Here is a 25771-nt window from a genome sequence, read left to right as displayed (position 1 = left end):
GTATCGACTGAGTGAACCCTCGCCGACCACGGCGGGTAACCTGGCCAGGTGACAGGCTCGGAAGAACCCCCTCAGTTCCGGCTCGCGTACGTCCCGGGAGCGACCCCCGCGAAGTGGGTGCGGATCTGGCACGAGCGGCTGCCGGACATCCCGCTCACCCTCCTCCAGCTCTCCGCCGCCGAGGCGGTCGACGCGCTGCGGGGCGGTGCCGCGGACGCCGGTCTCGTACGGCTGCCGGTCGACCGTACGTTCTTCAGCGCCATCCCCCTCTACACCGAGACCACGGTCGTCGTCGTCCCCAAGGACCACGTCATCGCCGCGGTCGAGGACGTGACCCTGGAGGACCTGGCCGACGAGACCGTGCTGCACCCCCTCGACGACGTCTTCGACTGGGAGCGGCCGCCCGGCGAGCCCGCCTTCGAGCGCCCCGCGACCACCGAGGACGCCGTCGAGCTGGTCGCGGCCGGGATCGGCGTGCTCGTCGTCCCGCAGTCGCTGGCCCGCCTGTACCACCGCAAGGACCTCACCTACCGGCCGGTCACGGACGCCCCCGAGTCCTCCGTCGCCCTGTCGTGGCCGGAGGAGGCGACCACCGACCTGGTCGAGGACTTCATCGGCATCGTCCGGGGGCGCACGGTCAACAGCACGCGGGGCCGCCAAGCCGCTCCGGAGCAGCCCAAGGCGAAGGCCGCGCCGAAGAAGCAGCCGAAGCGCCCCGACGCGGCCGGCGGGCGACGCAAGCCGCCCGCCGCCAAGAAGGCCCAGGGCGCGAAGCGCGGCAAGCCCCGGCGCCGCTCCTAGGAGTCCTCGTGGGCATCAGGGGACGTAGGTCGCCTGTCCCGCCGTGTTGATCACCGTCTGGCCGTCGGCCTGCGAGAGCAGCCCGGCGGACACCCACGCGTTCACCGTGCTCGTCACCTTGGTCACCAGTGCGCTCTTGCTCGCGAAGGGCGCCCCCGCCCAGATCTCGTCGAGCAGTGTGGTGCCGTCGGACTTCGCGGGATTCGCGACCCCTGAGTCGAGGGTGCCGAAGACGACCTTGGGCTCCGAGCGCCGGAAGTAGGCGTGTGTCGGATTCTCCGTGCCCTCCAGGAAGGGGGCGAACTCGGTGCCGTTCAGGGTGTAGTGGAGGGGCGTGCCGCTCACCGGGGTGAGGGTGGGCAGCAGGTCGCCGGAGAGGGCGGCGTTGGCGTAGAGCCCGAACTGGAGGTAGCTGGTGGCCGAGTTGCGGGCGACCAGGTTGACCGGGCCGTAGAAGAGGGTCTGCAACGCCGGGTCGTCCAGGGCCTTCTCGACGCGCAGCCGGAACGGCACGGTGATCCGGACGACGTCGCCGGCGTTCCAGGTCCGGGACACCGTGAAGTAGCTCCCGGGAGCCGGAGTCCCGCTCACCGCACCGCCGTTGACGGTCACCTGGAATCCGGCCGTGGCCCACGACGGCACGCGCAGCTTCAGGGCGAAGGCCGCGCTGCTCCCGCCGAAGGTGAGCGTGGTGCCCTGCTCGCGCGGATAGGCGGTGGCCTGAGTGACCGTCACCCCCTGCTCCGTCCAGGTGAGTTGGGACGGGCTGTAGAGATTGACGTACAGCGCGCTGCCGTCGGCGGCCTTGAAGTACACCGAGTCCTGGTACTTGGTGGCGCTCTCCATGCCGGTGCCCTCGCAGCAGGTCGTGCCCTGCTTGGGCGTGTAGTCCCGGACATGACCGGGCGTCAGCCCGATGAAGTAGGTGACGAGCGGCTTCTCCGCGTCGGCCTTGTCCTGCTTGGAGCCGAGCACCTGGTTGAACAGGGCCCGCTCGTAGTAGTCCATGTACTTCGGGGTCTGCTCGTGGAAGAAGAGGGTCCGGCTGAGCTTCAGCAGGTTGTACGCGCAGCACGTCTCGGCGTTCGTGTCGCTGATCGTGCCCGCGATCAGCCCCGAGGCCTTCCAGAACTCGCCGGTGCTGGTGCCGCCGATGCCGTACATGCGGTTCGGGACGACCATGCCCCAGAAGTTCCGCGCGGCGGTGAGGTAGCGCGTCTCGCCGGTCGCGTCGTACAGCCGCAGCAGTCCGGTGAAGATCGGTATGTGCTGGTTGGCGTGGAGCCCGTTGAGGGTGTCGGTGTTCGCGGCGCAGGCGTCGATGAGGGAGTCGAGGTCGAACAGCTTGGCCAGCGCGAGGTGTTCGGCCTTCCCGGACCAGGAGTGCAGGTCCACGATCGCCTCGACGATCCCGCCGAACTCACCGCTGGAGAACAGCCCCCACATCCGCTGGAGCGTCGCCTCGGGCAGCACCGACAGCCGGGAGTACATCCAGTCGCCCATGCCGGACGCGAGATCGAGGGCGCGGGCGTCGTCGGTGGCGGCGTACGCGTCCAGCAGGCCGCGCAGGATCTTGTGGGCGGTGTAGTACGGCGCCCACACCTTCGTGTAGTCGCTGGCGGTCCTGGTCTCCAGGTCGATGAACTGGGTCTCCGGGTACGCCGCCAGGAACCCGGGGTGGCTCGGCCCGCCCCAGGTGCGGCGCAGGGTGGCGGTCAGCCCACGGCCGGAGGCGTCGCTGAAGGTGCCGCCGCCGGTGGCCTGGAACCAGTACGACACGAGGTTGCCGAGCCCGGCCGTGGAGAGCTTCGCCTCGTTGGTCTGGAGCGAGGTGATCTCGGCCTGGGTCAGGGCGCGCGACCATACGTTGAACTCGTCGTAGGCGCCCGCGTAGACGGGGTCGCCCGAGTAGTTCGAGCGGCCGAGCCAGTTGTTGGTGAGGGTGCCGAGCGTGGCCGGGTTGAGGGTCATCGCGGTGTTCGTGGCGACGGCGGTGCCGTTGACGTACAGCGTGCCGGTGCTGCCGGAGATCGTGACCGCGAGGTGGCTCCACTGGTTCAACGGCAGCGCGGCCGTACCGTTGAGCCCCTGCTCGCCGCCGGCACCGCTGGTGGTGATGGCGAACCGCGGCACACCGCTGGCGTTGCGGGTGGCCAGGTACATGTACCGGGTGGTGTCGTTGCCGAAGTCGAAGGCACGCTGCCAGTTGGCGTCGTGGGTGGGCTTGACCCACACCGACAAGGTGATCGCGGAGGCCCCGCCGAGCACCGCGGCGGGCAGGTCGACGTACTGATACGACCCGCGTACGTTCTCGTGCGCGGAGCCCCACTTACCGCTGACGGTGAGCATCTTCGGGTCGGTGCGCAGGGCGGCGCGGGCCTCGGTCAGTGCGGTGACCATGGCCGCGATCTTGTCCGCGAACACCTGCTCTCCGGTACCCGCGTAGGCCTGCGCCAGCATGGTGAGGAAGTGCCCGGTGTAATGCCCGCGCAGATTCCCATTGGCCTCCCCGTCCAGCCCTTCCCACCCCCCGGGCGCGACCGCCCCGCCGGTGGCGAGACCGGCGTTGGCCCGGAAGACCTGGAGCAGCCGGTTCACGTCGTAGCCGCGGGCGTGGTCGAGCATCAACTGCCGTTTGTCGGCGAAGATGCCTGGTTTGAGGGCGACTTCGTCGAGGGCGAAGGGCTGGACGGTCCAGGCGGCGGGTGCGGCGGCCGCGGTGGCGTCGGCGGCGGTGGTCGCGGCCACGGCCCGGCCGCTCGCCGTGTACGAGAGCGCGGGTGCGGCCGCGGCGAGGGCGGCTGCGTGGAGGAGGTTTCGTCTGGAGAGGGGCGGGGCCATGTGTGCTCCTCTATCGCTGTCCGTAATATCGAACGTCATTCGAATGATCGACCAGACGATAGAGAGGGGGCGGGGGAGCGTCAACGGGTCTGGAGGGCTCAGTTCCGGTCGGTCGGAGCCTCGCTCTCACACGTCGAAGTAGAGCTCGAACTCGTGCGGATGCGGCCGCAGTTGCAACGGAGCGATCTCGTTCGTCCGCTTCAGGTCGATCCACGTCTCGATCAGATCCGGCGTGAACACATCCCCCTGAAGCAGATACTCATGGTCCGCCTCCAACGCGTCCAGCACCGACGGCAGATCGGTCGGCACCTGCGGCACGCTCGCGTGTTCCTCGGGGGCGAGCTCGTACAGGTCCTTGTCGACCGGTTCGGCGGGCTCGGTCTTGTTGCGGATGCCGTCGAGGCCGGCGAGGAGCATCGCGGAGAAGGCGAAGTACGGGTTGCAGGACGGGTCCGGGGCGCGGAACTCCAGGCGCTTGGCCTTCGGGTTCGCGCCCGTGATGGGGATGCGGATGCAGGCGGAGCGGTTGCGCTGGGAGTACACCAGGTTGACCGGGGCCTCGAAGCCCGGCACCAGGCGGTGGTACGAGTTCACCGTCGGGTTGGTGAACGCCAGCAGCGACGGGGCGTGCCGGAGGAGGCCGCCGATGTAGTGGCGGGCGGACTCGGAGAGGCCCGCGTAGCCCTCCTCGTCGTAGAACAGGGGGCTGCCGCCCTGCCAGAGGGACTGGTGGGTGTGCATGCCGGAGCCGTTGTCGCCGAAGATCGGCTTGGGCATGAAGGTGGCGGTCTTGCCGTTGCGCCAGGCGACGTTCTTGACGATGTACTTGTAGAGCTGAAGGTCGTCGGCGGCGTGGAGCAGGGTGTTGAACTTGTAGTTGATCTCGGCCTGCCCCGCCGTACCCACCTCGTGGTGCTGCTTCTCCACCAGGATGTTGCACTTGATGAGTTCCAGGGTCATCTCGGCCCGCAGATCGGCGAAGTGGTCCACCGGCGGGGCCGGGAAGTAGCCGCCCTTGTAACGGACCTTGTAGCCCCGGTTGTCCTCCAGCGCCCCGGTGTTCCAGGCGCCCGCCTCGGAGTCGATGTGGTAGAACGCCTCGTTCTGCGAGGTCTTGAAGCGGGCGCTGTCGAAAACGTAGAACTCCGCCTCAGGACCGAAGTAGGCGGCGTCCGCGATCCCCGTCGAGACCAGGTAAGTCTCCGCCTTCCGGGCCACGTTGCGCGGGTCGCGGCTGTACTGCTCACCGGTCACCGGGTCATGGATGAAGAAGTTGACGATCAGGGTCGTGTCCTTGCGGAACGGATCCAGACGCGCCGTCGCCAGGTCGGCCCGCAACGCCATGTCGGACTCGTGGATGGCCTGGAAGCCGCGGATCGACGACCCGTCGAAGGCCAACTCCTCGTCAGGATCGAAGATCTCCACCGGAACGGTGAAGTGCTGCATGATCCCGGGCACATCACAGAAACGCACATCGACGAACTTGACGTCCACGTCCGAGATGAACTTCCTGGCTTCCTCGGCGTTCTGGAACATCCGACTCACCCTTCGCGACAGAGACGGCGGGGTGTCCTGGGGGCACTGTAGGCACGGACGGATGTGATCGGAAGGAAAGTTGCCGGGACCGCGCGAACAGGCGGCCGGCCGGCATCCCTGGGGGCGCGGGGAACTGCGCGACCAGCCACAACGGCGCCGCACCAGGACGATGACCGTACCCGGCACCTTCCCACCCCGGCTCCCCCAGCGGAGCGCTCTGGCAGAATCGGCCGCGTGGACCGGTGGCTCCTCGAACGAGAGCCCGAACTGACGCGACTGACCGCGGCCGCCCGGGACGCGGCGGACGGGTCCGGCTCCGTCGCGCTCGTCTTCGGCGAGGCCGGGATCGGCAAGTCGAGCCTGGTGAAGGCGATGCCGGACCGGCTCCCGGGCAAAGCCCGCATCCTCGTCGGCCAGTGCGACGACCTCGCCACCCGGCGCCCCCTCGGCCCGTTCCGCGACCTCGTCGGCAGCGTCGGTGCCGACCTCGCGCGCGCCGTCATGGAGGGCGGCGACCGACACCGCGTCTACGAGGCCCTGCACGGCGAACTGGCCGGCACCCCGCACCCCGCGGTGCTCGTCGTCGAGGACGTCCACTGGGCCGACGAGGCCTCCCTGGACGCCCTGCGCTTCCTGGTGCGGCGCATGGAGCAGCTCCCCGCGCTCCTCGTCCTGACCTACCGGGACGACGAGTTGAGCCGCGGCCACCCCCTGCGTCACCTCCTCGGCCAGGTCTCCCGTACGCCCCGTGTGCACCGCCTGCCCCTCGCCCGGCTCTCCCTGGACGCCGTACGCACCCTCAGCGCGTCCCGCCGTCTCGACCCGGCCCAGGTGTACGAGGTGACGTCCGGCAATCCGTTCTTCGTCGCCGAGATCGTGGCCGCCGGCGGCACCGGGGGAGTGCCCCCGACCGTCGTGGACGCCGTCCTGGCCCGGCTGCGGGGACTGGACGCGGCGACGGTGGACGCGCTGGAGCAGCTCGCCGTCGTCCCGTCGGCCGTCGAACGCCCGCTGGTGGACGCCCTGTTGACGGACGGCGTGGCGGTGCTCGCACAGGCCGAGCAGCGCGGGCTGCTCGCCGTCGTGCCGGAGCGGGTGGCGTTCCGGCACGAGCTGATCCGGCGGGCCGTCGCCGACTCCCTGCCCGCCGCCCGCCGTATCGAGCTCAACCGCAACGCCCTCACCGCGTTCGTCGCCCGGCCCGGCTCCGACGCCGCCCGGATCGTCCACCACGCCGACCAGGCGGGCGACTTGGACGCCATCGCCCGCTACGGCCCCGACGCCGCCAAGGACGCCGCGAGTACCGGCGCCCACCGCGAGGCCGCCGCCCAACTCCGGCTGGTCCTGCGCGAACGGCACCGCTACGGCCCGGCCGAACTCGCCGACCTGCTCGAACGGCATGCCGTGGAGAGCTACACCATCGCCGACTCCGCCGCCGCCGTCACCGCCCAGCGGGAGGCGGTCGCCCTCCGCCGCTCCCTCGGCGACACCCTCGCCCTCGGCGCCGACCTGCGCTGGCTCTCCCGGATCCACTGGTGGGCCGGGGACGCCGAGCCGGCGCAGGAGGCCGCCCGGGAGGCCGTCGCCGTCCTGGAACACGCGGGCGACGACCGGCTGTTGGCCCTCGCCGTCAGCAACACCGCCCAGCTGCGGATGCTCACCGACCGGTACACCGAGGCCGTCGAACACGGCGAACGCGCGATCACCCTCGCCCGCAAGGCGGATGACGCGGCGATCCTCTCCCACGCCCTCAACAACGTCGGCACGGCACGATGGCGTGCCGGAGACCCCGGCGGACGGCTCCAGGTCGAGGAGAGCCTCGACGTCGCCCTCGCCGCGGGCGAGGTCGAACACGCCTGCCGCTCCTACGCCAACCTCATCTGGAACCTCCTCGACCACCTCCAGTACGCCGAGGCGGACGTCTTCCTGCCCCCGGCCATGGACCTCGCCGACCGCGCCGAACACCTCGGCTTCCTCAACTACCTCCACGTGGAACTCGCCATCCGGCGTCTCGCCGCCGCCGACTGGGAGGACGCCGAGAAGCAGGCCGAGTACGGCATGCACGACTTCGTGCCCGCTCGCTGCCCCGCCCTCACCGTCCTCGCCCGGGTCCGCACCCGCTGCGGCCGCCCCGGCGCCGCCGAACTCCTCACCGAGGCGCGGGAGATCGCCGTACGGACCCGGGAGCTGCAGCGCACCGGGCCCGTGGCGGCGGCGCTCGCGGAGGCGGCCTGGCTGCGCGGCGACCTCGCCGCCCTGGTGGCCGCCGCCCGGCCCGTGCACACCCAGGCCGACCGTCTGCCCGGCGTCCCCTACCGCGCCGAACTCGGCTACTGGCTCACCAAGGCGGGACACCCGGTCCACCTGGACGACTCGGACCATCCCTACGCCCTCCAGGCCCGCGGCCAGTGGCGCGAGGCCGCCGCCGTCTGGCAGGAGGCCGGCTGCCCCTACGAACACGCCGGCGCGCTCGCCGAGAGCCCCGACCCCGCTGACAAACTCACCGCGCTCGCCGCCCTCGACACGCTCGGCGCCGAACCCCGGGCGCAGCTCCTGCGCACCGAGCTGCGCGCCATCGGCGTACGCCACATCCCCCGCGGCCCCCTCGCCGCGACTCGCGAGAACCCCGCCGGACTCACCCGGCGCCAGCTCCAGGTCATGCGGCTGCTGGCGGAAGGCCTGACCAACGCCGAGATCGCGCACCGGCTGGTGGTGTCGGTCCGCACCGTCGACAACCACGTACGCGCGATCCTCGACAAGCTCGACGCGCCCACCCGACGCCATGCCGCCGACCGCGCGACCCGGCTGGGTCTGCTGGGGGAACCCGAAGGGCCCCTTCCGGGCGCCGAAACGTAGGTATGCCGGGGCGCCGACCTGGGTGACGGCCACGGATGCCGAGTCGTGCGCAACGCGAATAGAACGTGCGGGACAAGCCAAACTTCTCGAATCGGGGGATGCGCATGACCAGCACGCCCGCCCAGGCCGCACGACGTGAGCTGACCGGCTTCACCGGCGACCTGATCGGCCCTGACGACGCCGGCTACGAGGAGGCCCGCGCCGTCTACAACGCGATGATCGACCGGCGGCCCGCCCTGGTCGCCCGGTGCTCCGACGCCGACGCCGTGGCCCGAACCATCGGCTTCGCCCGCGCCCACGACCTGCCCCTCGCCGTCCGCGGCGGCGGCCACCACGGCGCCGGGCTCGGCACCGTCGACGGCGGCGTGGTCGCCGACCTGTCGCCCCTCAAGGACGTCCTCGTCGACCCGGAGGCCCGCACCGTCCGGGTCGGCGGGGGCTGCGTCTGGGGCGAGGTCGACCGGGCCACCAACGCCCACGGCCTCGCCACCCCCAGCGGCATCATCTCCACCACCGGCGTCGGCGGCATCGCCACGGGCGGCGGCCTCGGCCACCTCACCCGCAAGTGCGGGCTGACCATCGACAACCTGCTGGAGGCCGACGTCGTCCTCGCCGACGGCCGGCAGGTCCGGGCGAGCGCCGACGAGAACAGCGACCTGTTCTGGGCGATCCGCGGCGGTGGCGGCAACTTCGGCGTCGTGACGTCCTTCCTGTTCCGGCTGCACGAGATCAGCACGGTGATCGCCGGACCCACCTTCTGGCCGATCGAGGCCAGCGCCGAAGTCCTCGCCGCCTACCGGGAGTTCCTCCCGAACGCCCCGCGCGAACTCAACGGCTTCTTCCTCCACGGCACCGTGCCACCGGCCCCGCCGTTCCCCGAGGAGATCCAACTCCGCAAGACGGCGGGCGTGGTGTGGTGCTGGACCGGCGCCGACACCGAGGCGGCCGCCCGCGCGATGGCACCGCTGCTCGACGCCCTGCCCCAACCGCTGCTGCACGCCCCCATGCCGATGCAGCACCCCGACATCCAGACCGCGTTCGACGGGCTCTACCCACCCGGCCACCAGTGGTACTGGCGGGCCGACTTCGTCGAGACCATCCCGGACGAGGCCGTCGAACTCCACGCCAAGTTCGGCGCCGAGGTCCCCACCATGCAGTCGACCATGCACCTCTACCCGATCGACGGGGCCGCCCACGACGTCGGCCAGGACGAGACCCCCTGGGCCTACCGCCACGCCCGCTGGGCCTCCGTGTACGCGGGAGTGGACCCCGACCCGGCCAACGCCGAGCTGATCAAGCGGTGGACGGTCGACTACTTCGACGCGCTGCACCCGTACTCGGCGGGCGGCGCCTACGTGAACATGATGATGGACGAGGGCCAGGAGCGCGTCCGCGCCAGCTACAAGGGCAACTACGCCCGACTGGCCCGCATCAAGGCCGACCGCGACCCGGACAACGTCTTCCGCCTCAACCAGAACATCCAGCCGGCCCCGAAGCCGAGCCACGAGGCCCGGCCGTAGTTCCGTGGCAGGCCCGCGTCCCAGGGCTCGGTCTCCGGCCCTGGGGCGCCCACCAGGTGTCGATGAACGGGCGGTGCCCCGGGCGGGGGACGGGGCACCCCTCCAGCGCCGCCACGATCCCGGGCGGGGCCCGGTTCGGCTACGGAGTCGAGCGAGGCCGACGAGGGTCTTCGTCCAGCCGGAGGCCCACCAGCCAGTCGTAGCCGAGCCGCGCCGTGAACTCCTGCTGGCCGCCGCGCAGGAGCAGGCCGGCGGTGGCGAACTCCGGGGCGTCCGACTGGGCGGCGACGTACGGGATCGCGATGCAGCGCATGCCGGCGGCGTGCGCGGCGGCGGCGCCCGGGGCGGCGTCCTCCAGGACCACACAGTGGGCGGGGTCGGTGCCGAGACGGCGGGCCGCCTCCAGGAAGACGTCCGGGTTGGGCTTGCCGCGCTCGACCTCGTCGGCCGAGACGACGGTACGGAGATGGGCGGCCAGGCCGGTGCCCTGGAGGATCGCGGCGATGGCCTCCGGGGAGGAACCCGAGGCCACGGCCATCGGCACGCCTTCGGAGGCGAGCAGCTCCACGAACTTGCGCATCTCGGGGTAGGCGGCGGTGTTCGCGCGGGCCAGTTCCAGATAGCGGCGGTTCTTGGCGGCGAAGAGTTCCTCGACGGAGGCCGCCAGGCCGTACTCCCGCTTCCAGATCCCGACCGTCTCCAGGGTGCTGATCCCGACGTACCGCTCGTGCTCGGCCCAGGTGAAGTCGGGGACGCCGTGCTCGGCGAGGATCTGGCGGCCCGCCTCGTAGTAGTTCGGCTCGCTGTCCACGAGCGTTCCGTCGAGATCGAAGATGACCGAGAGGGTGCCGAGATTGCTCATGGTGTCCAGGATGTCAGGCACGGGTGGCGCGGCCGATCGACTCCACCAGCGGCAGCAGCCGGTGCGGCACCCGCTCGCGCAGGGCCACCTCGGTGCGGGTACGGACCACGCCCGGCAGGCTGATCACCTTCTGGATCACATCCTCCAGATGCGCGTTGTCCCGCGCCACGACCCGGGTCAGCAGATCCCCGCCGCCCGCGATCGAGAAGGCCTCCACGATCTCCGGCACGGCGGCCAGCGCGTCACCCACGTCGTCGAGACGCCCCTGGGTGACCTCGATGTGCACGAACGCCAGCACCGGATGGCCGAGGGCCGCGGGGGAGAGGACCGGACCGGTGCCGGTGATCACACCGTCCCGCTCCAGCCGGTCGAGGCGGGCCTGGAGCGTGCCGCGGGCGACCCCCAGGATGCGGGCGTACTCGCGCACGCTCGTGCGGGGCTGTTCCAGGAGCAGCCGCAGGATGCGGGTGTCCAGCTCATCGACGGCCATGGTGCGCGGCCTCTTCCCGTGCGTGGTCCGTTGGCCCGTTGATGGACGAGCCGAGACCGATGTGGCTGTGCCAATGGCCCAGCATATTCGACGCCACTTGAGCCAGTCGCACCGACGATGCTGCAATGAGCGGGTCGATGGCGCTGCGGACCTCCGCGGCGCCTTTTTCATGCGGAGATCCGGCCGTCCGCCGAGCGGCGGCCGAGAGCGAATCGGGGGCGGAGAACAGTGGTGAAGAGGGTGTTCGTGGCGCCGGACCCGGGGCGCGTCCGGTTGCGCTTCGCCGCGCGAGCCGTGCTGGGCATCGGGCTCGCGGTCGTCGTCTGCGGCCTCGCCGGACACTCCCTCATCGGCGCCGTCACCGGCGGCCTCGCCGCGCTGCTCACGCTGTTCACCGTCACCGACGCCACGGTCCGCGGACAGGCGGTCACCACCGCGCTGCTGCCCGTCGTCGGACTGCCCGTGCTCGCCGCCGCGGCCGAACTCCACGCCCACCCCGTCGCCCGCGACCTCACCTTCCTCGCCGTCACCGGCGCGGGCGTGTACGCGCGCCGCTGGGGCCCGCGCGGACACAGCCTCGGCGTCTTCGCGTTCATGACCTTCTTCGTGGCCCAGTTCCTGCGCGCGACCCCGGACCACCTGCCCGAGCTGTACGCCGCCGTCCTGCTGTCCGTGCTGAGCGCGGCCGCGGTCCGCTTCGGCCTGTGGTGCTACGAGCGCCGCCTGCCCCCGGCCCCCGTGCCCGCCCCGCCCACCGGCACCGGCCTGGCCCGCGTGACCACCCGACAGGCGGTCCAGGCGACCGCCGGCGCCGCCTTCGCGCTCGTCGTGGGCCAACTGGTCTCCCCGGAGCGCTGGTACTGGGCCGTCGGCGCCACCTGGTGGGTCTTCGTCAACACCACCTCCCGCGGCGAGACCCTGATCCGCGGCTTCCGCCGGGTCCTGGGCACCGTGACCGGCATCGGCCTCGGCCTGCTCGTCGCCGTCCCGCTGGACGGCGCCGCGATCCCCTCGGCCGTGATCATCGCCGGCTGCGTCTTCGGGATCTTCTACACGGCCGCCGTCTCGTACACCTGGATGATGCTCTGCGTCACGGTCATGGCCGAACTGCTCTACGGCCTCCTGGGCGTCCTCACCCCCGGCCTGCTCGCCCTGCGCCTCGCGGAGACCGGCATCGGGGCGCTCGGCGCGGTCCTCGCCGTGCTGTTCGTCCTGCCCGTCACCACCCACACCACCACCGACGCCTGGATCCAGCGCGCCCTGCGCTGCGTCCACGCCTGCACCGCCGAGGCCGCCGCCCGGCTGCGCGGCGTCCCGGACGCCGACCCGGCCCCGCTCGTCGCCGAACTGGAGCAACTCCTCGCCCGCGTACGGCTCTCCGTCGCCCCGCTGGTGCACCCCCTCAACCCGATGCTCCGCCGCAAGCGGCGCGCCCGCCGGGTCCTCACCCTCCTCGACGACTGCGCCCGCGAGATCCGCGGCCTGGCCGCCGTCGCCGCCGACCCGGAGGCCTCGCACGACGCCCGCCTGGCCGCGGCGAGCTGGCGGGTGGAGGCGGCGGTGGAGGCGCTCACCGCGGGTGGAACCGTCGTCGTCACGCCCCAGCCGCCCGCCGGGGAACCCGCTCTGGCTCATCTGCACGGCCTGGAACGGGCCCTCGCCGAACTGGCCACCCCGCTGCGGAAGCCGTCCGGCTCGCGTCTGGTGGGAGCCTGAGCCGCTTCTGGGGGCTACCCGGAAGTAGCACATTTACCGGCCATCCAGAGGGTGGATCAGGCCACGAGGCGGGTAACTCCGCGGCTATCGACGCACCGAGCCCCCGCGGGCCGTGCGGGAGCGGTCCGCGGGCGAACCGCCTGGGGGTTGCCATGCGGAACTTCCCGCGTATCGACGGACACCGGGAGCTCGTGCCCCAGGGCTGTCCGCAGCCCCGGTGGGAGGAGCCCGGCGGCCGGCTGGACCGCTTCGGCGGCGCGCGGCGCGATCCACCGGCGTACGAACTCCTGCGCGCCGCCGCCGAGTTCCTCACCCTGCGTCACACCGAGGAACGGCTCGGCGATCCCGCCCGCCGGATCGCCGCCGCGCACGCCGAGATCGCGGACACGGGCACCTACCGCCACAGCACGGAGGAACTCGTCTTCGGCGCCCGCGTCGCCTGGCGCAACGCCAACCGGTGCATAGGGCGCCTGTACTGGCGTTCCCTGCGCGTGCGCGACCTGCGGGAGGTCCGCGACGGGGAGGACGTCGCCGAGGCATCCGCCGAGCACCTCCGGGAGGCCACCAGGGACGGCCGGATCCGCGCCCTGATCTCGGTCTTCGCCCCGGACGAACCGGGCCGACCGGGACCGCGCATCTGGAACGAACAGCTCGTCCGCTACGCCGGCTACACCCGCCCCGACGGCGCTGTCACCGGCGACCCGCGCAACGCCGGCCTCACCGCGCTCGCCCTGCGCCTCGGCTGGCCCGGCGGTCCGGGCACCCCCTTCGACGTGCTGCCCCTGGTCGTCCAGGGCGGCGGCGACGAGAAGCCCGCCTGCCACGACCTGCCGGACGACGCGGTGCTCCAGGTGGAGCTGACCCACCCCGAGCACACCTGGTGGCGGGCGCTGGGCCTGCGCTGGCACGCGGTGCCCGCGCTCGCCAACATGTGCCTGGAGATCGGCGGTGTCTGCTATCCGGCGGCGCCCTTCAACGGCTGGTACATGGGCACCGAGATCGGCGCCCGCAACCTCGCCGACACCGACCGCTACGACCTCCTGCCGCGCATCGCCGAACACCTCGGCCTCGACACCCGCTCCGACCGCACCCTGTGGAAGGACCGCGCCCTCGTCGAACTCAACCGCGCGGTCCTGCACTCCTTCGACCGCGCCGGCGTCACCGTCACCGACCACCACACCGAGTCCCGGCGCTTCATCGACCACCTCGGCCGCGAGGAACGCAAGGGCCGCCGCGTGGGCGCCGACTGGTCCTGGATCGTGCCCCCGATCTCGGCCAGCGCCACGCCGGTCTTCCACCGCACCTTCGAGACGCTGGAGCACCGGCCCGCGTACGTCCACCACCCCGAGGCGCTGGCCCGCGCGCGGGGCGAGGTCACCGCCGTGTCCACGGCGGGCCGGTGAAGCGGCGTCCCCGAAGGCCGACGTGGCCGCGTCCATTGCGGGTCGATGAAAAGGCCCCCCATTTGGTCTAGACCGATGCTGATCCACTGCTACCGTCGCCCCGAACGGCACAGGACCGAGAGGGGACAGCGGTGGCAGAACGGCAGCGGAGGGCCTTCATCGGGTCGTTCACGGCGGCTGGAGGCCCCGGCATCGTGACGGCGGCCGTGGACCCGGACAGCGGCGCCCTGACGCCCCTGAGCGGCGTGGACGGCCTGCCCGACCCCTCCTACCTGGCCCTGTCGCCCGACGGCGGCACGCTGTACGCGGTCAGCGAGACCGCCGACGGAGCGGTGGCCGCGTACCGGGTGACCGGCGACAGGCCCGAGCCGGCCGGCCCACCGGTGCGGGTCGGCGGCGACGGACCCACCCACCTCGGCCTGTACGACGGCCACGTCCTGACCGCCAACTACGGCTCCGGCAGCGTCACCGCCGTGCCCGTACGCCCCGACGGCTCCCTCGCGACCACCCCCTCGGGCCTGCTGCGCCACACCGGCTCCGGACCGCACTCCCGGCGCCAGCAGGGCCCGCACGCCCACCAGATCCAGGCCGACCCGAGCGGACGCTGGGCCGTCGGCGTCGACCTCGGCACGGACTCGGTGCGCGTGTGCACGCTCGCCGACGGCAGCCCGCGGGTCCACCACGAGACCGCGCTGCGTCCCGGCTCCGGGCCCCGCCACCTGGCCTTCCACCCGGACGGCACATACGCCTACGTGCTCAACGAACTCGCCCCGACCGTCACCGTCTGCCACTGGGACGCCGCCGAGGGGTTCCTGAAGCCCCTGACGGAGGTCCAGGTGCTGCCCGACGCCTCGGCCGGCGACGCCTACCCCTCGGGCATCGTCGTCTCGCCCGACGGCCGCTTCGTCTGGACCGCCACCCGCGGCGAGGACGTCCTGTCCACGTTCGCCGTCGAGGGCGAGAAACTGCGGCTCGTCGGCACCGTGCCCTGCGGAGGGCACTGGCCGCGCGCCCTCGCGGGATCGCGGGGCTTCCTGTACGCCGCGAACGAGCGCTCCGGCGATGTGACCTGGTTCGCGATCGACCCGGACACGGGACTGCCGTACCGGAGCGGCTCGATCGAGCTGGCCGCGGCCTCCTGCGTGATCTTTGGCTGAGCGGCCTCCGCGAAGGGCACCCCGAACACGCCGAAGGGCCCGTCTCCCCAGCTGGGAGCGGGCCCTTCGGCATTGCTACGGCTGTGCTGTGCTGCGTGGTGCCCGGCGCGGCGCCGGTCAGTGGGTCGGCGTGCCCTGCGGCTGCTGCGGGGCGATGCCCAGCGCCGTCGTGTACTTGGCCAGGGCGAGCTTGCCGATCGCCGGATAGGGGCCGAGCGCCTCGGCGGCGGAGCAGCCGGCCTCCTTGGCGGCCTCCTCGATCAGGCCCGGGTCGATCTCCGGCCCTATCAGGTACGGCGCCAGCGCCAGCTGCTGCGAGCCGGAGCCGCGCAGCTGCTCGGCCACGGACGCGATCGAACCCTCCTGGTCGAGCGCGGCGGCCATCACCGGCACGGCGAGGCGCGCGGCGAGCAGCATGCCGGTGATCCCGGCCGCCTGCACCGCCTCGTCACCGCCGACCGAGGCCAGGATGATGCCGTCCGCGGCGGTGGCCACGGTGAACAGCCGGGCCCGGTCGGCGCGGGCCAGACCGGCCTCCGAGAGCCGGACGTGCAGCGCCTCGGCGAGCAGCGGGTGCGGACCGAGGACGTCGGTCAGGTCGGCCGCGACCCGGCTGTCCATGACGGCCTGGCGGACGACCCGCAGCAGCGCACTGTCCGGACCGGCAAGGAGCGGCACGACGACGGCGACGGGGCCCTCGGGCTCCTTGACCTCCACGCCGGCGGCCTTGGCCTGCTCGTAGCGGGCGGCGCGCTCCTCGGCGGCGTGCACGAGCACCGACTGGAGCGTGGGGAACTCCGCGTCGTCCCCGTCGAGGTAGCCGATCCGCGCGTCCAGGCCGGGCAGCTCGGAGCGGGCGATGCTCACGACCTCCTCGGCGAGGCTGCGCGTCGCGGCGCTGGGCGTGCCCGGCACCGCGAGGACGAGCGCGGGCGCGCCCTCGGGAGCCGCCAGGGGCTCGGGACGGCGGTGCCGTCCGGGCTGGCGGGGGCGCGGCATTCGTACTGGCAGGCCGGCGGGCCCAGTGGGGGAGCTCATGGCGCCGCATGTTACTGGTTTCCTGGGCTTCCCTGTTCGGGGAGGGTGCAGGTGAGCGGTATCCGTCCGGTTTTGTCTGATGAGTTACGTACGGATCGGAACCGGCGGCCGTGTCGGGATCAGTCGCTCTTTCCGGTCACGACGGACAGCATCGACTCATCACCCGGCAGAGTGAGAGCCCCTGCCGCCAGGTCCGTTGCGATCCGCACGGCCCCGTGCAGCGGGTCGCCGGCCGCCGGTACCCGGCGCGCGTGCGGCAGCCGCTTCGCCAACTCCTCCGCCAGGGGGACGAGAAGCGGGTCGCCGATCTTGAACAGGCCGCCGGTGAGCGCGACTCGGGGTGTTCCGTCGGCGGGGCAGACGGCCGCCGCGGACTCCGCCATGTGCCCGGCGGCGGCCCGCAGGATGTCCGCGGCGACGGGGTCGTCCGGCGCGCAGGCGGCGACCTGCGGCACGAAGGAGGCGAGCACGGCGGGACGGTCCGGGCGCGGATAGAGCCGGCCGGGCAGCCCCGGCATCGCGCCGAACAACTCCTCGGCGCGGGCCAGCAGTCCGGCCGAGCCGCCGGGCCTGCCGTCGTACGCCCGCAGCGCCGCCTCCAGCCCCGCCCGGCCGATCCACGCGCCGCTCCCGCAGTCGCCGAGCAGATGCCCCCAGCCGTCCGCACGGTGCCACCGGGTCAGATCGGTGCCGATCGCGATGAGCCCCGTCCCGGCGGCGACCACGGCACCGCGCGTCGCCCCGAGCGCGCCGACGTAGGCGGTCACGGCGTCCGCGGCCAGAGCGATGTCATGGACCCCGAACTCCCGCCCCAGCGCGCCCGGGAGCTCGGCCCGCAGGGCCTCCCCGAGGGTGGTGAAGCCCGCGGCGCCGACGGCGGCGGTGCGCAGCCGGGCGACACCCGTCTCGGTGGTCAACGCCCGCACCATCGGCACCAGTTGTTCCATCAGGTGTACGGGGTCGATCCCCCGCGCCCCGGTGCGCACGGGCTCCCGCGACTCGCGCTGTGCCAACGGCCCGCGGTCCACCGTCCCGACGACGACCCGGAGCCCGGAGCCACCGGAGTCGACGGCCAGGATCCCGTCACCGCCGGCCGTCACGGCAGGCGCCAGTCCACCGGCTGTCCTCCCTGCCGCACCAGCAGGTCGTTGGCCCGGCTGAACGGGCGGGAGCCGAAGAAGCCGCGGTCGGCCGACATCGGGGACGGATGGGCGGACTCCACCGACGGCAGACTGCCCAGCAGCGGACGGAGGTTGCGGGCGTCACGGCCCCACAGGATGGACACCAGCGGCTTGCCGCGCGCCGCGAGCGCCCGTATCGCCTGCTCGGTGACCTCCTCCCAGCCCTTGCCGCGGTGCGCGGCCGGCTTGCGCGGGGCCGTGGTGAGCGCCCTGTTGAGCAGCAGCACGCCCTGCTGGGTCCACGGCGTCAGATCGCCGTTGGACGGCTGGGGGAGCCCCAGGTCCGTGTTCATCTCCCGGTAGATGTTGATCAGGCTGCCGGGCAGCGGCCGCACCTCCGGCGCGACCGAGAAGCTCAGCCCCACCGCGTGACCCGGCGTCGGGTACGGATCCTGTCCGACGATCAGGACGCGGACGTCGTCGAAGGGCTGCTGAAAAGCCCGCAGGACATTGGATCCGGCCGGGAGATACGTACGTCCCGCGGCGATCTCCGACCGCAGGAAGTCGCCCATCTCGGCGATCTTCCCGGCGACGGGTTCGAGGGCCTTCGCCCAGCCCGGTTCGACGATTTCATGCAAGGGTCGTGGTGCCACGGCGTCACCCTACTGCCGTACGGGCAGCGCTGATCAACCGGTGGCCAAAGCCCCGTTGTCCCCCCTCGTGGCTCATCCGACCACCGCGGCCCGCACACACAGCACGTCCGGCAGATGGGACGCGAGCTGCCGCCAGCTGTCGCCGTCGTCGGCCGACGCGTACACCTCGCCGTTGCGATTGCCGAAGTACACGCCCGCCGGGTCCGCGTCGTCCGTGCACAGCGCGTCCCGCAGCACGGTGCCGTAGTGGTCCTCCTGCGGCAGCCCCGCCGACAGCGGCTCCCAGCTCTTGCCCGCGTCCGCCGTACGGAAGACCCGACATCGGTGGTCGGCCGGGACCCGGTCCGCGTCGGCGTTGATCGGGAAGACGTACGCCGTGTCACCGCGGTGCGGATGAGCGGCCGCCGCGAACCCGAACGTCGACGGGAGGCCCTCGCCGATGTCCGTCCAGTGCGCGCCCGCGTCGTCGCTGCGGTACACACCCCAGTGGTTCTGGAGGTACAGCCGGTCCGGGTTCCCGGCGTCCTTGGTGACCTTGTGCACGCACTGCCCGAACTCCGGGTGGGGATCGGGCAGGAACACCGCCGAGACACCGGAGTTGGAGGGCGCCCAGCTCGCGCCGCCGTCCGTCGACCTGAACACTCCGGCCGTCGAGACGGCGACCGTCACGGCCCGCGGGTCGCGCCGGTCCGTCAGGATCGTGTGCAGGCCCTCACCGCCGCCGCCCGGGACCCACTGGGAGCGGGTGGGGTGCTCCCACAGCGGGCGGACCAGCTCGAAGGTCTCGCCGCGGTCCTCGGAGCGGTACAGCGCGGCCGGTTCCGTGCCCGCGTACACCACGTCCGGCTCGGCCGCCGCCGGGTGCAGCTGCCACACCCGCTCCAGCGAAGCCCCGGTGTCCTTGGGGAACTTAACGGCCGGCTGGGCCGGCTCGGTCCAGGTCCGGCCCAGGTCGTCGGAGTGGAACACGGACGGCCCCCAGTGCGCGCTGTCGCCGCCGGCCAGCAGCCGCGGCCGCTCGCCCCGGGTGTCGATCGCGACCGAGTACACGGCCTGTGCGTTGAAGTAGGGACTCTCGTCGAACTCCCAGGTGCCGCCCCGCCCGCGCCCGATGAACAGGCCCTTGCGGGTGCCCACGGCCAGCAGTACCTCGGTCATGCCGATCACCTCCGTGACGTCCTTGTCTCAGATATCGGCCAGTCTGCACCCCACCACTGACAGTCTCCCGTGGAAACGGCTCCGTCGCAGGTCAGGCCGGGGATGGTAACCGCTTGCGGCTATCTGCGGGCCACTTTCCGAAAGAGCCGGCCGCGAGGGTGTGACCCGTGCGACGTTCATGCCGGGGCCGCTCCCTGAGCACCGAGGAGACGTTCCCCGTATGGAAAGGCGGTCCGGCATGTACACGCGCTCATGAGGAGGAAGCCTTCGATGACGTTCCGTGGTCCGAAGGTGTGGCTGTGGCGGTGGCGGCGCAATCCGCTCAAGCGCCGTGCCGACAGGGTGGAGGCCTGGGCCGTGCTCGGTGCCTGGCTGCTCACCGTCCTCGCCGGAGTGCTCGCCGGGACGGCGGCGACCGGGGCCGTCGAGCAGAGCCTCGCCCGGGAGCGCGTCGAGTGGCAGCCGGTCGAGGCTCACCTCACCGCGAAGGCGCCCGGCCGACCGGGACAGGCCGGATCCACCGGCGGCGACCAGGTGTGGGCCAAGGTGAGCTGGCCGGGCCCGGACGGCACCGCGCACACCGGCCAGGTCCGGGTCCACCCCGGCAGCCCCGCCGGTACCCCGGTCACCGTCTGGACGGACGTCGAAGGCCGCCTGGTGACCCGCCCGGCCACCCCGTCCCAGGCCGCCCTCCGCGCCTCCCTCGTCGGCGGTCTGGTGGGAGTGAGCGCCGCCTTCGTGCCCTTCGTCGGCGGCCGCATGCTCCGCGGCCGCCTGGAACGCCGGCGCATCGACCAGTGGGACACGGAGTGGGCACGCTTCGGCCCGGTGTGGAGCGGACGACGGGCCGAGGGCGGCTCGCTCTAGGGCAGGCCTGCCTAATCCAACGGGGAACCCTGCCTAGTTCAACACCGCCTTCCGGCACCACTCCAGCAACCGCTCGTCGGTGAAGACGTCCCGCGCCCCGAACCCGTGCGCGGGCGCCGTGTGCCGTCGTGGGGCGGCCAGTTCGGCCCGGAGGAGGTCATGCAGCGGGGCGCCCTCCGGGCCCAGGCCCGCGACGCACTCGGCGATGGGGACACGGGTGTGCGTGTTCTGCGCCCACGTGTCGTGCAGTACGGGAAGGACGGGGTCGGGATCGCCCGTGATCCGCCACAGCGCGCAGGCCGCCGACTGCCGATCCAGCGGGTGGGCCGCCGCGGCCCCGGCCAGTCGTCGCAGCCCCTCCACCGCGGGCCCGGCCGCCGGCCCCATGCGGGCCAGTGCGTCGGCCGCTGCGGAACGCCGGCAGGAACCCTCGTCGGACAACTCCCGCACCAGGACGGGCAGTACGGCCTCGGCGTCCCCGTCCAGGGTCCACAGCGCGTCCGCCGCCGCGACCGCGCTCCCGCCCTCCAGCAGCCCCCGCACCACGGGTATCGCCTCACGCGCCGCGGTCCCGAACGCCCCGAGGGTCCGCAGGGCCTCCTCCGCCAGGACGTCCCTCGACCGGCCCTCCTCCCGCACCCCGAGCAGCAGCCGCAGCACCAGCGGCACGCACTCCGTGTCGCCGAGCGCCCTCAGCGCGACCAGCAGCGGCGCCGCACGGTCGCAGGCGCCCGACGCGTCCGGGGGAACGCTCGCCAGCCGCTCCCGCAGCGCGGGCGCGAGCGGGGCGGCGGCCCGCCCCAGGTACGGGACGACCCGGCCCAGTTCAGGCGGCACGTCGGGGCCCGCGAGCACCTCGCCCAGGACCGGCACCGCCCGCGGATCCCCGCTCCTGGCGAGGGCCTTGAGAGCCCCGCCCAGCCATGAAGCGCCGCGCTCCGAGGGCTGCACCCAGAGATCGGGACGGCCGGTCACCAGCGCGTCCAGGTCGTCGGCGGCGGACAGGGCCAGTTCGAAGAGACCCTCCAGGACGGACGTCGCGCCATCGCGCAACCGGTCGTCATCGGCGCCCAGTTGAGCCCCGATCAGGGCGACGGGCCCGGCGTAGTCACCGCGCCACTCGCCGATCAGCCCCATCGACATCCACACCGCGTTGCACCGGTCGGTCACGTCCGGGCAGCTCAACTGACCGCTCAGCAGGGCGATCCGGTCGTCCACGCGGCCGCCCAGCGCACGGTGCAGGGTGCGCAGCAGCTGGGACCCCTCCTCGTCCGACGGGCGCAGCCGTCGCAACCGGCCGATCAGCGTGTTCGTGTCCGGGCGGTCGGGTTCGCACTCCGGGAGAGGCCGGCGTTCGGACCGCTCCCGGAGCAGCCCGACGACCGTGGCCGCCAGATCCGCCGGGAGCCGGTCGGGGGCGCAGCCGGCCAGCTGTCCCAGCGCGGCCAGCCGCAGCCCGGGACCGAACGGCGGCGCGCTCTGGGCCACCAGGATCTCGACGGCCTCGGCCGCCTGCCCGGGATGGCGGCCGGCGAGGAACCCGAGCCCCTCGGTCAGCGCGAGCAGCACCCGGTCGTCCCGCTCCACCGTGATCCGCTGCCGCAACAGGTCCAGCACGCGCGCCGGTTCGTCGAGGAACCGCACGACGGCCCCCGCGGCCGCCGCGCGCACCCCGGCGTCGGCGTCCCCGGTCAGCCGCGCGAACACCTCGGCGCCCGAGCGCACGGCGGTCCGGGCCATGGCGTACGCGGCGGCCTCGCGTGTCTCGCCGTCGCCGCCGATGCTGACCAGGAGCTCCACGATCCCGTCGCGGTCCCGCACCTCCTGCCGGGCGGCGATGTTGAAAAGGAACGGAACGCAGGCGAGCGTCGAGTCGTACACGTCTCCCTGGTGGTGCACCGCGCTGTACATGCCGTCGAGCGCGATCTCCCGCTCGGCGGTGTCCGCGGAGGCCAGCCCCCTGAGCAGCCCTGGCACGTCCGCCGCGCTGCCGTACGCGTGCCGCATCGAAGCCCAGTCGACCTCGTCCATCCCCGTGAACACGGTGTCCTCCCCCATGAGATGTGCCACTGATCGAAGTCTGCACCACGGCACTGACAACGAAGCGGAATCGCGGGGTGACTGTCCGCCAACGGTCCTACGGTGGCCGGTCGTTGCTCCTCCGTCAGCCCGTCTCCGGCAGCGCGCGGCCCAGGATCGCGCCCAGGTCGGCGGAGTCGGGCAGGGTGCCGAAGGAGTGGCCCCAGTCGCCGGCGAGCCGGGTCGCGCAGAAGGCGTCGGCGACCGCGGGCGGGGCGTGCCGGACCAGCAGGGAGGCCTGGAGGGTCAGCGCCATCTGCTCGACCAGCCGGCGGGCGCCCGTCTCGGAGGCCGAGGCCAGCCGGTCCCGCAGGCCCGTCACGGCCGCGTCCAGGCGGGCGTCCGCGCCCTGCGCCAGGGCGAGTTCGGCGAACAGGGCGTCCGCCGTGCCGGGTTCCTTGACCAACGCCCGCAGCACGTCCAGGGCGTTGACGTTCCCCGATCCCTCCCAGATCGACAGCAGGGGAGCCTCGCGGTAGTGGCGGGGCATGCCCGACTCCTCGACATAGCCGTTGCCGCCCAGGCACTCCAGGGCCTCCGCGGTGAAGGCCGGGCCCCGCTTGGTGACCCAGTACTTGCCGACGGCCGTCGCGATCCGCCGGAACGCCTGCTCGCCCTCGTCCCCGCGCACCGCCCGGTCCGCCGCCCCGGCCAGCCGGAGCGTGAGGGTCGTCGCGGCCTCGGACTCCAGGGCGAGATCGGCCAGTACGTTGCGCATCAGCGGCTGGTCGACCAGCCGGGCGCCGAAGGCGCTGCGGTGACGCGCGTGGTGCCCCGCCTCGACGAGCGTCTTGCGCATCAGCGTCGCCGACATCATCACGCAGTCCAGACGCGTGCAGTTGACCATGTCGATGATGGTCTTCACACCCCGCCCCTCGGGGCCGACCAGCCAGGCGACAGTCCCGTCGAACTCGGGCTCGGAGGACGCGTTCGACCGGTTGCCCAGCTTGTCCTTGAGCCGCTGGATACGGAACGCGTTCCGGCTGCCGTCGGGCAGGACACGCGGCACCAGGAAGCACGAGAGGCCCTCCGGGGCCTGCGCCAGCACCAGGAAGACATCGCACATGGGCGCCGACGTGAACCACTTGTGCCCGCGCAGCGTGTAGACGCCCGGCTCGGCGGTGGGCGTGGCCGTCGTGGTGTTCGTCCGGATGTCGGAGCCGCCCTGCTTCTCGGTCATCCCCATGCCCGCCAGCAGACCGCGCTTCTCGGTGGGAACCCGCAGGCCGGGGTCGTACTCCCGGGCGGTCAGCAGGGGTTCGTAGACCTTGGCGAGCTCCGGCTGGTGGCGCAGGGCCGGGACGGCGGCGTACGTCATCGACGTCGGACAGCCGTGCCCGGCGTCGGTGTGCCCCCAGGCCAGCCCGCCCGCGGTACGGGCCACATGGGCGCCCGGCCGGGCATCGGCCCAGGGCGCGCCGGCCTGCCCCTCGGTGACCGCGACCCGCATCAGGTGGTGCCAGCTCGGATGGAACTCGACCTCGTCGACCCGGTGCCCGTACCGGTCGTGCGTGCGCAGCACGGGCTCGTGACGGTTGGCGAGCTCGGCCCACTCCTGGGCCTCCGCGCTCCCCGCCACCCGCCCGAGCCGCCGGACATCCGCCTCGGCCCACCCGGCGCCCTCGCGACGCAGCCCCTCCAGGAGGGCCGTGTCCTCGGACGCGTCGTAGGGGGCGAGGGGAGCGGGCTGGTTGGTCACGTCGTGCGTCGTCGTCGATTCCATGCGCTGAGTGTTGCAGGATCACGACAGCTGTAGCAATACTGCAATACGACCTACAGTACGTGACCATGCGAACGAACGTGACGGTGCGGCCCGACCAGCTCGAACTGCGTCCGCTGTCCGCGCGCTCGGTCGTCCTGAGCCTGCTCCTCGGAGCGCATCCGCCCGAGCTGCCGGTGAAGGAGCTGGTACGCCGCGTGGAGCCCTTCGGCGTCGGCGGCTCCACCGCGCGGGCCGCGCTCAGCCGGATGGTGGCCGCCGGCGACCTGCGGCGCACGGACGCCGTCTACCGGCTCAGCGACCGGCTCCTTGAGCGTCAGCGGCGCCAGGACGAGGCCGTGCATCCGCGCACGCGCGCGTGGGAGGGCGACTGGGAGATGCTCGTGATCACGGCGACCGGCCGCGGCCCCGCCGAACGCGCCGACCTGCGCGCCCGCTTGACCGCCCTGCGGCTCGCCGAACTGCGCGAGGGCGTCTGGCTGCGCCCCGCGAACCTGAGCCGCCCCCTGCCCGACGACCTCGACCAGGTGGCCGAGCGCTGCACCACCCGCCCGTCCCGCCCCGCGCCCGAACTGGCCGCGGTTCTCTGGCCCTTGGACGCCTGGTCCACCACCGGCCGGGCCCTGCTCGCCCATGCCGCACGCGCGGACGCCCCGGCGGACCGCTTCACGGCCTTCGCGGCCGTCGTACGCCATCTGCTCGCGGACCCGGTGCTGCCCACCGGACTTCTGCCCGCGAACTGGCCGGGAGCCGCGCTGCGCGAGGCCTACGCGGAGTACCGGCGGCAGGTGGACGCATGACCGGGTGCACGGCGAGCGGCATGACCGGGCGCACGATGCGGCGGCCGTGCGAAGCGCCGTGCGGGGACGCTTCGTACGGCCGCCTTCACCGTGGGGGGACTACTTGGGGACTTACTTGTAGGTGATGTCCGACGTCGCGTACTTGCAGTACGTCCCGTCAGGCCCGGAACCGTTGGTGGTCGGCTCCTTGCCCGTGTTGTTGCCGATGTACTTCTGGCACGGAACGATCTTCTTGCTGCTGTCGCCGACGATCGTGATCGCCTTCAGGGTCGCGCTGTCGCCGTAGTTGGTGTTGATGCCGACGAGCTTGTTGCCCGAGTAGGTCGCCTCGATGCCGTTGAGGTTGATCGTCCGCTTGTACTGGGTCGAGCAGTTGCCGCAGGAGCGGACGAAGGTGCCGAAGGTCTGCACCGCGAAGTTGGAGACGTTCAGCGTCCCGGCGCCGTTGAACTGGAACACCTTGTCGCTGGCCGACCGCGCGCCACCGCCGGAGACGGTGTACACGTTCGACGACGAGGAGCCGCGGAACGTGGCCGCGTCCTCGCCGACGTCCTCCCACCAGACGTTCTGCAGCGTGCAGCTGCCCGCGCAGTGGATTCCGTCGGCCGCGGGCGCGCCGATGATGACGTTCTTGAGGACCGTGCCGGCGGCCAGCGAGAGGATCGGCCCCTGGTCCTCGTCCTGGCTGCCGCTGCCCAGGTCGCCGGTGCCGTAGAGGCGCTTCATCCCGTAGTCCTTGGTGCCGGACAGCGAGATGGTGGCGGAGACCGCCTGGCTGCCGGTGGCGGTGGGCCACGTGGCGGCGTTCGCGGGCGAGGCCCCGCTAGTCATGATCATGCCAACCGACAGGCCGAGTGCGGCCAGCGTGCCGGTTAACGCGCGGCGCGGGCCGCGCGGAAGAGCTGCAGAAGTCATGTCCCGATTCCTTCTGTCCGTACAGCGGATGGGGGGTGTCGGAGCGTGTCGACGTGCCCAGCTGATCAGATACATGAATTGCGGCCGCGATTCTGGGCCAGCTGGTCACATCGCTGAACGGAACGTAGGGGGCAAGCGCTTTCTAGTCAACGTTTCGCGCAAAACATCTTCGAGGTGTGGGAGCGCTTCCACGGTGGCCATGTGCATGCCACCATTCCTGTTGCTCCCCTCAGCGATG

The 25771-nt window shown here is 72.5% G+C and carries 19 protein-coding genes; 8 read left to right on the top strand and 11 right to left on the bottom strand.

Features of this window, described 5'->3' with window-relative positions; all coding sequences use genetic code 11:
* The first annotated feature begins 48 nt into the window (after window positions 1–48).
* Window positions 49–801: a LysR family substrate-binding domain-containing protein gene (locus tag ABZ928_RS28820; protein ID WP_361524990.1), complete on the top strand. Its 753-nt coding sequence runs from the start codon at window positions 49–51 to the stop codon at window positions 799–801.
* A gap of 15 nt (window positions 802–816) precedes the next feature.
* Here ABZ928_RS28820 and ABZ928_RS28815 read toward each other — a convergent pair whose 3' ends face one another.
* Window positions 817–3642, bottom strand: a complete 2826-nt coding sequence (locus ABZ928_RS28815) for a beta-L-arabinofuranosidase domain-containing protein (protein ID WP_361524987.1) — start codon at window positions 3640–3642, stop codon at window positions 817–819.
* A 126-nt stretch (window positions 3643–3768) separates the two neighbouring features.
* The gene (gene glnA / locus ABZ928_RS28810; RefSeq protein WP_361524984.1) at window positions 3769–5178 is read right to left on the bottom strand and encodes a type I glutamate--ammonia ligase; all 1410 of its coding nucleotides are present in this window, start codon (window positions 5176–5178) and stop codon (window positions 3769–3771) included.
* 234 nt (window positions 5179–5412) lie between these two features.
* Between glnA and ABZ928_RS28805 the strand changes: the two genes are divergently transcribed.
* The gene (locus ABZ928_RS28805) at window positions 5413–8034 is read left to right on the top strand and encodes an AAA family ATPase (RefSeq protein ID WP_361524981.1); all 2622 of its coding nucleotides are present in this window, start codon (window positions 5413–5415) and stop codon (window positions 8032–8034) included.
* A 104-nt stretch (window positions 8035–8138) separates the two neighbouring features.
* Window positions 8139–9554, top strand: a complete 1416-nt coding sequence (locus ABZ928_RS28800; RefSeq protein WP_361524978.1) for an FAD-binding oxidoreductase — start codon at window positions 8139–8141, stop codon at window positions 9552–9554.
* A gap of 139 nt (window positions 9555–9693) precedes the next feature.
* Here ABZ928_RS28800 and ABZ928_RS28795 read toward each other — a convergent pair whose 3' ends face one another.
* Window positions 9694–10416, bottom strand: a complete 723-nt coding sequence (locus ABZ928_RS28795) for an HAD family phosphatase (protein WP_361524975.1) — start codon at window positions 10414–10416, stop codon at window positions 9694–9696.
* A 13-nt stretch (window positions 10417–10429) separates the two neighbouring features.
* A complete protein-coding gene (locus ABZ928_RS28790) occupies window positions 10430–10906 on the bottom strand; it encodes an Lrp/AsnC family transcriptional regulator (RefSeq protein WP_361524973.1) in 477 nt (158 codons plus the stop codon).
* A gap of 228 nt (window positions 10907–11134) precedes the next feature.
* On the opposite strand from ABZ928_RS28790, the gene ABZ928_RS28785 reads away from it, so the two are divergent.
* The 3 genes from ABZ928_RS28785 to ABZ928_RS28775 all read left to right on the top strand — a co-directional run bounded on the left by ABZ928_RS28785 (window position 11135) and on the right by ABZ928_RS28775 (window position 15182).
* Entirely contained in the window at window positions 11135–12622 is a 1488-nt protein-coding gene (locus ABZ928_RS28785) for an FUSC family protein (protein ID WP_361524971.1), read from the top strand.
* Window positions 12623–12774: 152 nt separating this feature from the next.
* Complete coding sequence (locus ABZ928_RS28780; protein WP_361524968.1) at window positions 12775–14025, top strand: nitric oxide synthase oxygenase; 1251 nt, start codon at window positions 12775–12777, stop codon at window positions 14023–14025.
* Between the two features lie 131 nt (window positions 14026–14156).
* Window positions 14157–15182, top strand: a complete 1026-nt coding sequence (locus tag ABZ928_RS28775; RefSeq protein WP_361524966.1) for a lactonase family protein — start codon at window positions 14157–14159, stop codon at window positions 15180–15182.
* Between the two features lie 117 nt (window positions 15183–15299).
* Here ABZ928_RS28775 and ABZ928_RS28770 read toward each other — a convergent pair whose 3' ends face one another.
* The 4 genes from ABZ928_RS28770 to ABZ928_RS28755 all read right to left on the bottom strand — a co-directional run bounded on the left by ABZ928_RS28770 (window position 15300) and on the right by ABZ928_RS28755 (window position 19152).
* Window positions 15300–16220: a hypothetical protein gene (locus ABZ928_RS28770; RefSeq protein WP_361524963.1), complete on the bottom strand. Its 921-nt coding sequence runs from the start codon at window positions 16218–16220 to the stop codon at window positions 15300–15302.
* Window positions 16221–16339: 119 nt separating this feature from the next.
* Window positions 16340–17320 carry a BadF/BadG/BcrA/BcrD ATPase family protein gene (locus tag ABZ928_RS28765; protein ID WP_361524961.1) on the bottom strand — a complete coding sequence of 327 codons (981 nt, stop codon included), beginning with the start codon at window positions 17318–17320 and terminating at the stop codon, window positions 16340–16342.
* Entirely contained in the window at window positions 17317–17994 is a 678-nt protein-coding gene (locus ABZ928_RS28760) for a uracil-DNA glycosylase (RefSeq protein WP_361524958.1), read from the bottom strand. Before ABZ928_RS28760 ends, ABZ928_RS28765 begins: the two co-directional genes overlap by 4 nt.
* A gap of 72 nt (window positions 17995–18066) precedes the next feature.
* Window positions 18067–19152 carry an exo-alpha-sialidase gene (locus ABZ928_RS28755; protein ID WP_361524955.1) on the bottom strand — a complete coding sequence of 362 codons (1086 nt, stop codon included), beginning with the start codon at window positions 19150–19152 and terminating at the stop codon, window positions 18067–18069.
* Between the two features lie 270 nt (window positions 19153–19422).
* Here ABZ928_RS28755 and ABZ928_RS28750 point away from each other — a divergent pair, with 270 nt between their 5' ends.
* On the top strand, window positions 19423–20019 hold the full coding sequence (locus ABZ928_RS28750) for a hypothetical protein (protein ID WP_361524953.1): 597 nt from the start codon (window positions 19423–19425) through the stop codon (window positions 20017–20019).
* A 33-nt stretch (window positions 20020–20052) separates the two neighbouring features.
* Here ABZ928_RS28750 and ABZ928_RS28745 read toward each other — a convergent pair whose 3' ends face one another.
* Together ABZ928_RS28745 and ABZ928_RS28740 are read right to left on the bottom strand one after the other, a co-directional pair.
* A complete protein-coding gene (locus ABZ928_RS28745) occupies window positions 20053–22062 on the bottom strand; it encodes a HEAT repeat domain-containing protein (protein WP_361525834.1) in 2010 nt (669 codons plus the stop codon).
* A gap of 121 nt (window positions 22063–22183) precedes the next feature.
* Window positions 22184–23821 carry an acyl-CoA dehydrogenase family protein gene (locus tag ABZ928_RS28740; RefSeq protein ID WP_361524950.1) on the bottom strand — a complete coding sequence of 546 codons (1638 nt, stop codon included), beginning with the start codon at window positions 23819–23821 and terminating at the stop codon, window positions 22184–22186.
* A gap of 65 nt (window positions 23822–23886) precedes the next feature.
* Between ABZ928_RS28740 and ABZ928_RS28735 the strand changes: the two genes are divergently transcribed.
* Window positions 23887–24618, top strand: a complete 732-nt coding sequence (locus ABZ928_RS28735) for a PaaX family transcriptional regulator C-terminal domain-containing protein (RefSeq protein ID WP_361524948.1) — start codon at window positions 23887–23889, stop codon at window positions 24616–24618.
* Between the two features lie 111 nt (window positions 24619–24729).
* Here ABZ928_RS28735 and ABZ928_RS28730 read toward each other — a convergent pair whose 3' ends face one another.
* Window positions 24730–25533: a pectate lyase gene (locus ABZ928_RS28730; protein WP_361524945.1), complete on the bottom strand. Its 804-nt coding sequence runs from the start codon at window positions 25531–25533 to the stop codon at window positions 24730–24732.
* Between the last annotated feature and the right edge of the window lie 238 nt (window positions 25534–25771).

The sequence above is a fragment of the Streptomyces sp. NPDC046909 genome (genome assembly GCF_040644695.1).
Lineage (GTDB): Bacteria > Actinomycetota > Actinomycetes > Streptomycetales > Streptomycetaceae > Streptomyces.
This window is presented reverse-complemented; position numbering and strand designations above follow the sequence as displayed.

Coding starts and splice junctions, on each gene's coding strand:
- ABZ928_RS28815 (WP_361524987.1), bottom strand. CDS start 3,642: ATGGCCCCGCCCCTCTCCAGACGAAACCTCCTCCACGCAGCCGCCCTC.
- glnA (WP_361524984.1), bottom strand. CDS start 5,178: ATGTTCCAGAACGCCGAGGAAGCCAGGAAGTTCATCTCGGACGTGGAC.
- ABZ928_RS28800 (WP_361524978.1), top strand. CDS start 8,139: ATGACCAGCACGCCCGCCCAGGCCGCACGACGTGAGCTGACCGGCTTC.
- ABZ928_RS28795 (WP_361524975.1), bottom strand. CDS start 10,416: ATGAGCAATCTCGGCACCCTCTCGGTCATCTTCGATCTCGACGGAACG.
- ABZ928_RS28790 (WP_361524973.1), bottom strand. CDS start 10,906: ATGGCCGTCGATGAGCTGGACACCCGCATCCTGCGGCTGCTCCTGGAA.
- ABZ928_RS28780 (WP_361524968.1), top strand. CDS start 12,775: ATGCGGAACTTCCCGCGTATCGACGGACACCGGGAGCTCGTGCCCCAG.
- ABZ928_RS28770 (WP_361524963.1), bottom strand. CDS start 16,220: ATGAGCTCCCCCACTGGGCCCGCCGGCCTGCCAGTACGAATGCCGCGC.
- ABZ928_RS28755 (WP_361524955.1), bottom strand. CDS start 19,152: ATGACCGAGGTACTGCTGGCCGTGGGCACCCGCAAGGGCCTGTTCATC.
- ABZ928_RS28750 (WP_361524953.1), top strand. CDS start 19,423: ATGACGTTCCGTGGTCCGAAGGTGTGGCTGTGGCGGTGGCGGCGCAAT.
- ABZ928_RS28740 (WP_361524950.1), bottom strand. CDS start 23,821: ATGGAATCGACGACGACGCACGACGTGACCAACCAGCCCGCTCCCCTC.
- ABZ928_RS28735 (WP_361524948.1), top strand. CDS start 23,887: ATGCGAACGAACGTGACGGTGCGGCCCGACCAGCTCGAACTGCGTCCG.
- ABZ928_RS28730 (WP_361524945.1), bottom strand. CDS start 25,533: ATGACTTCTGCAGCTCTTCCGCGCGGCCCGCGCCGCGCGTTAACCGGC.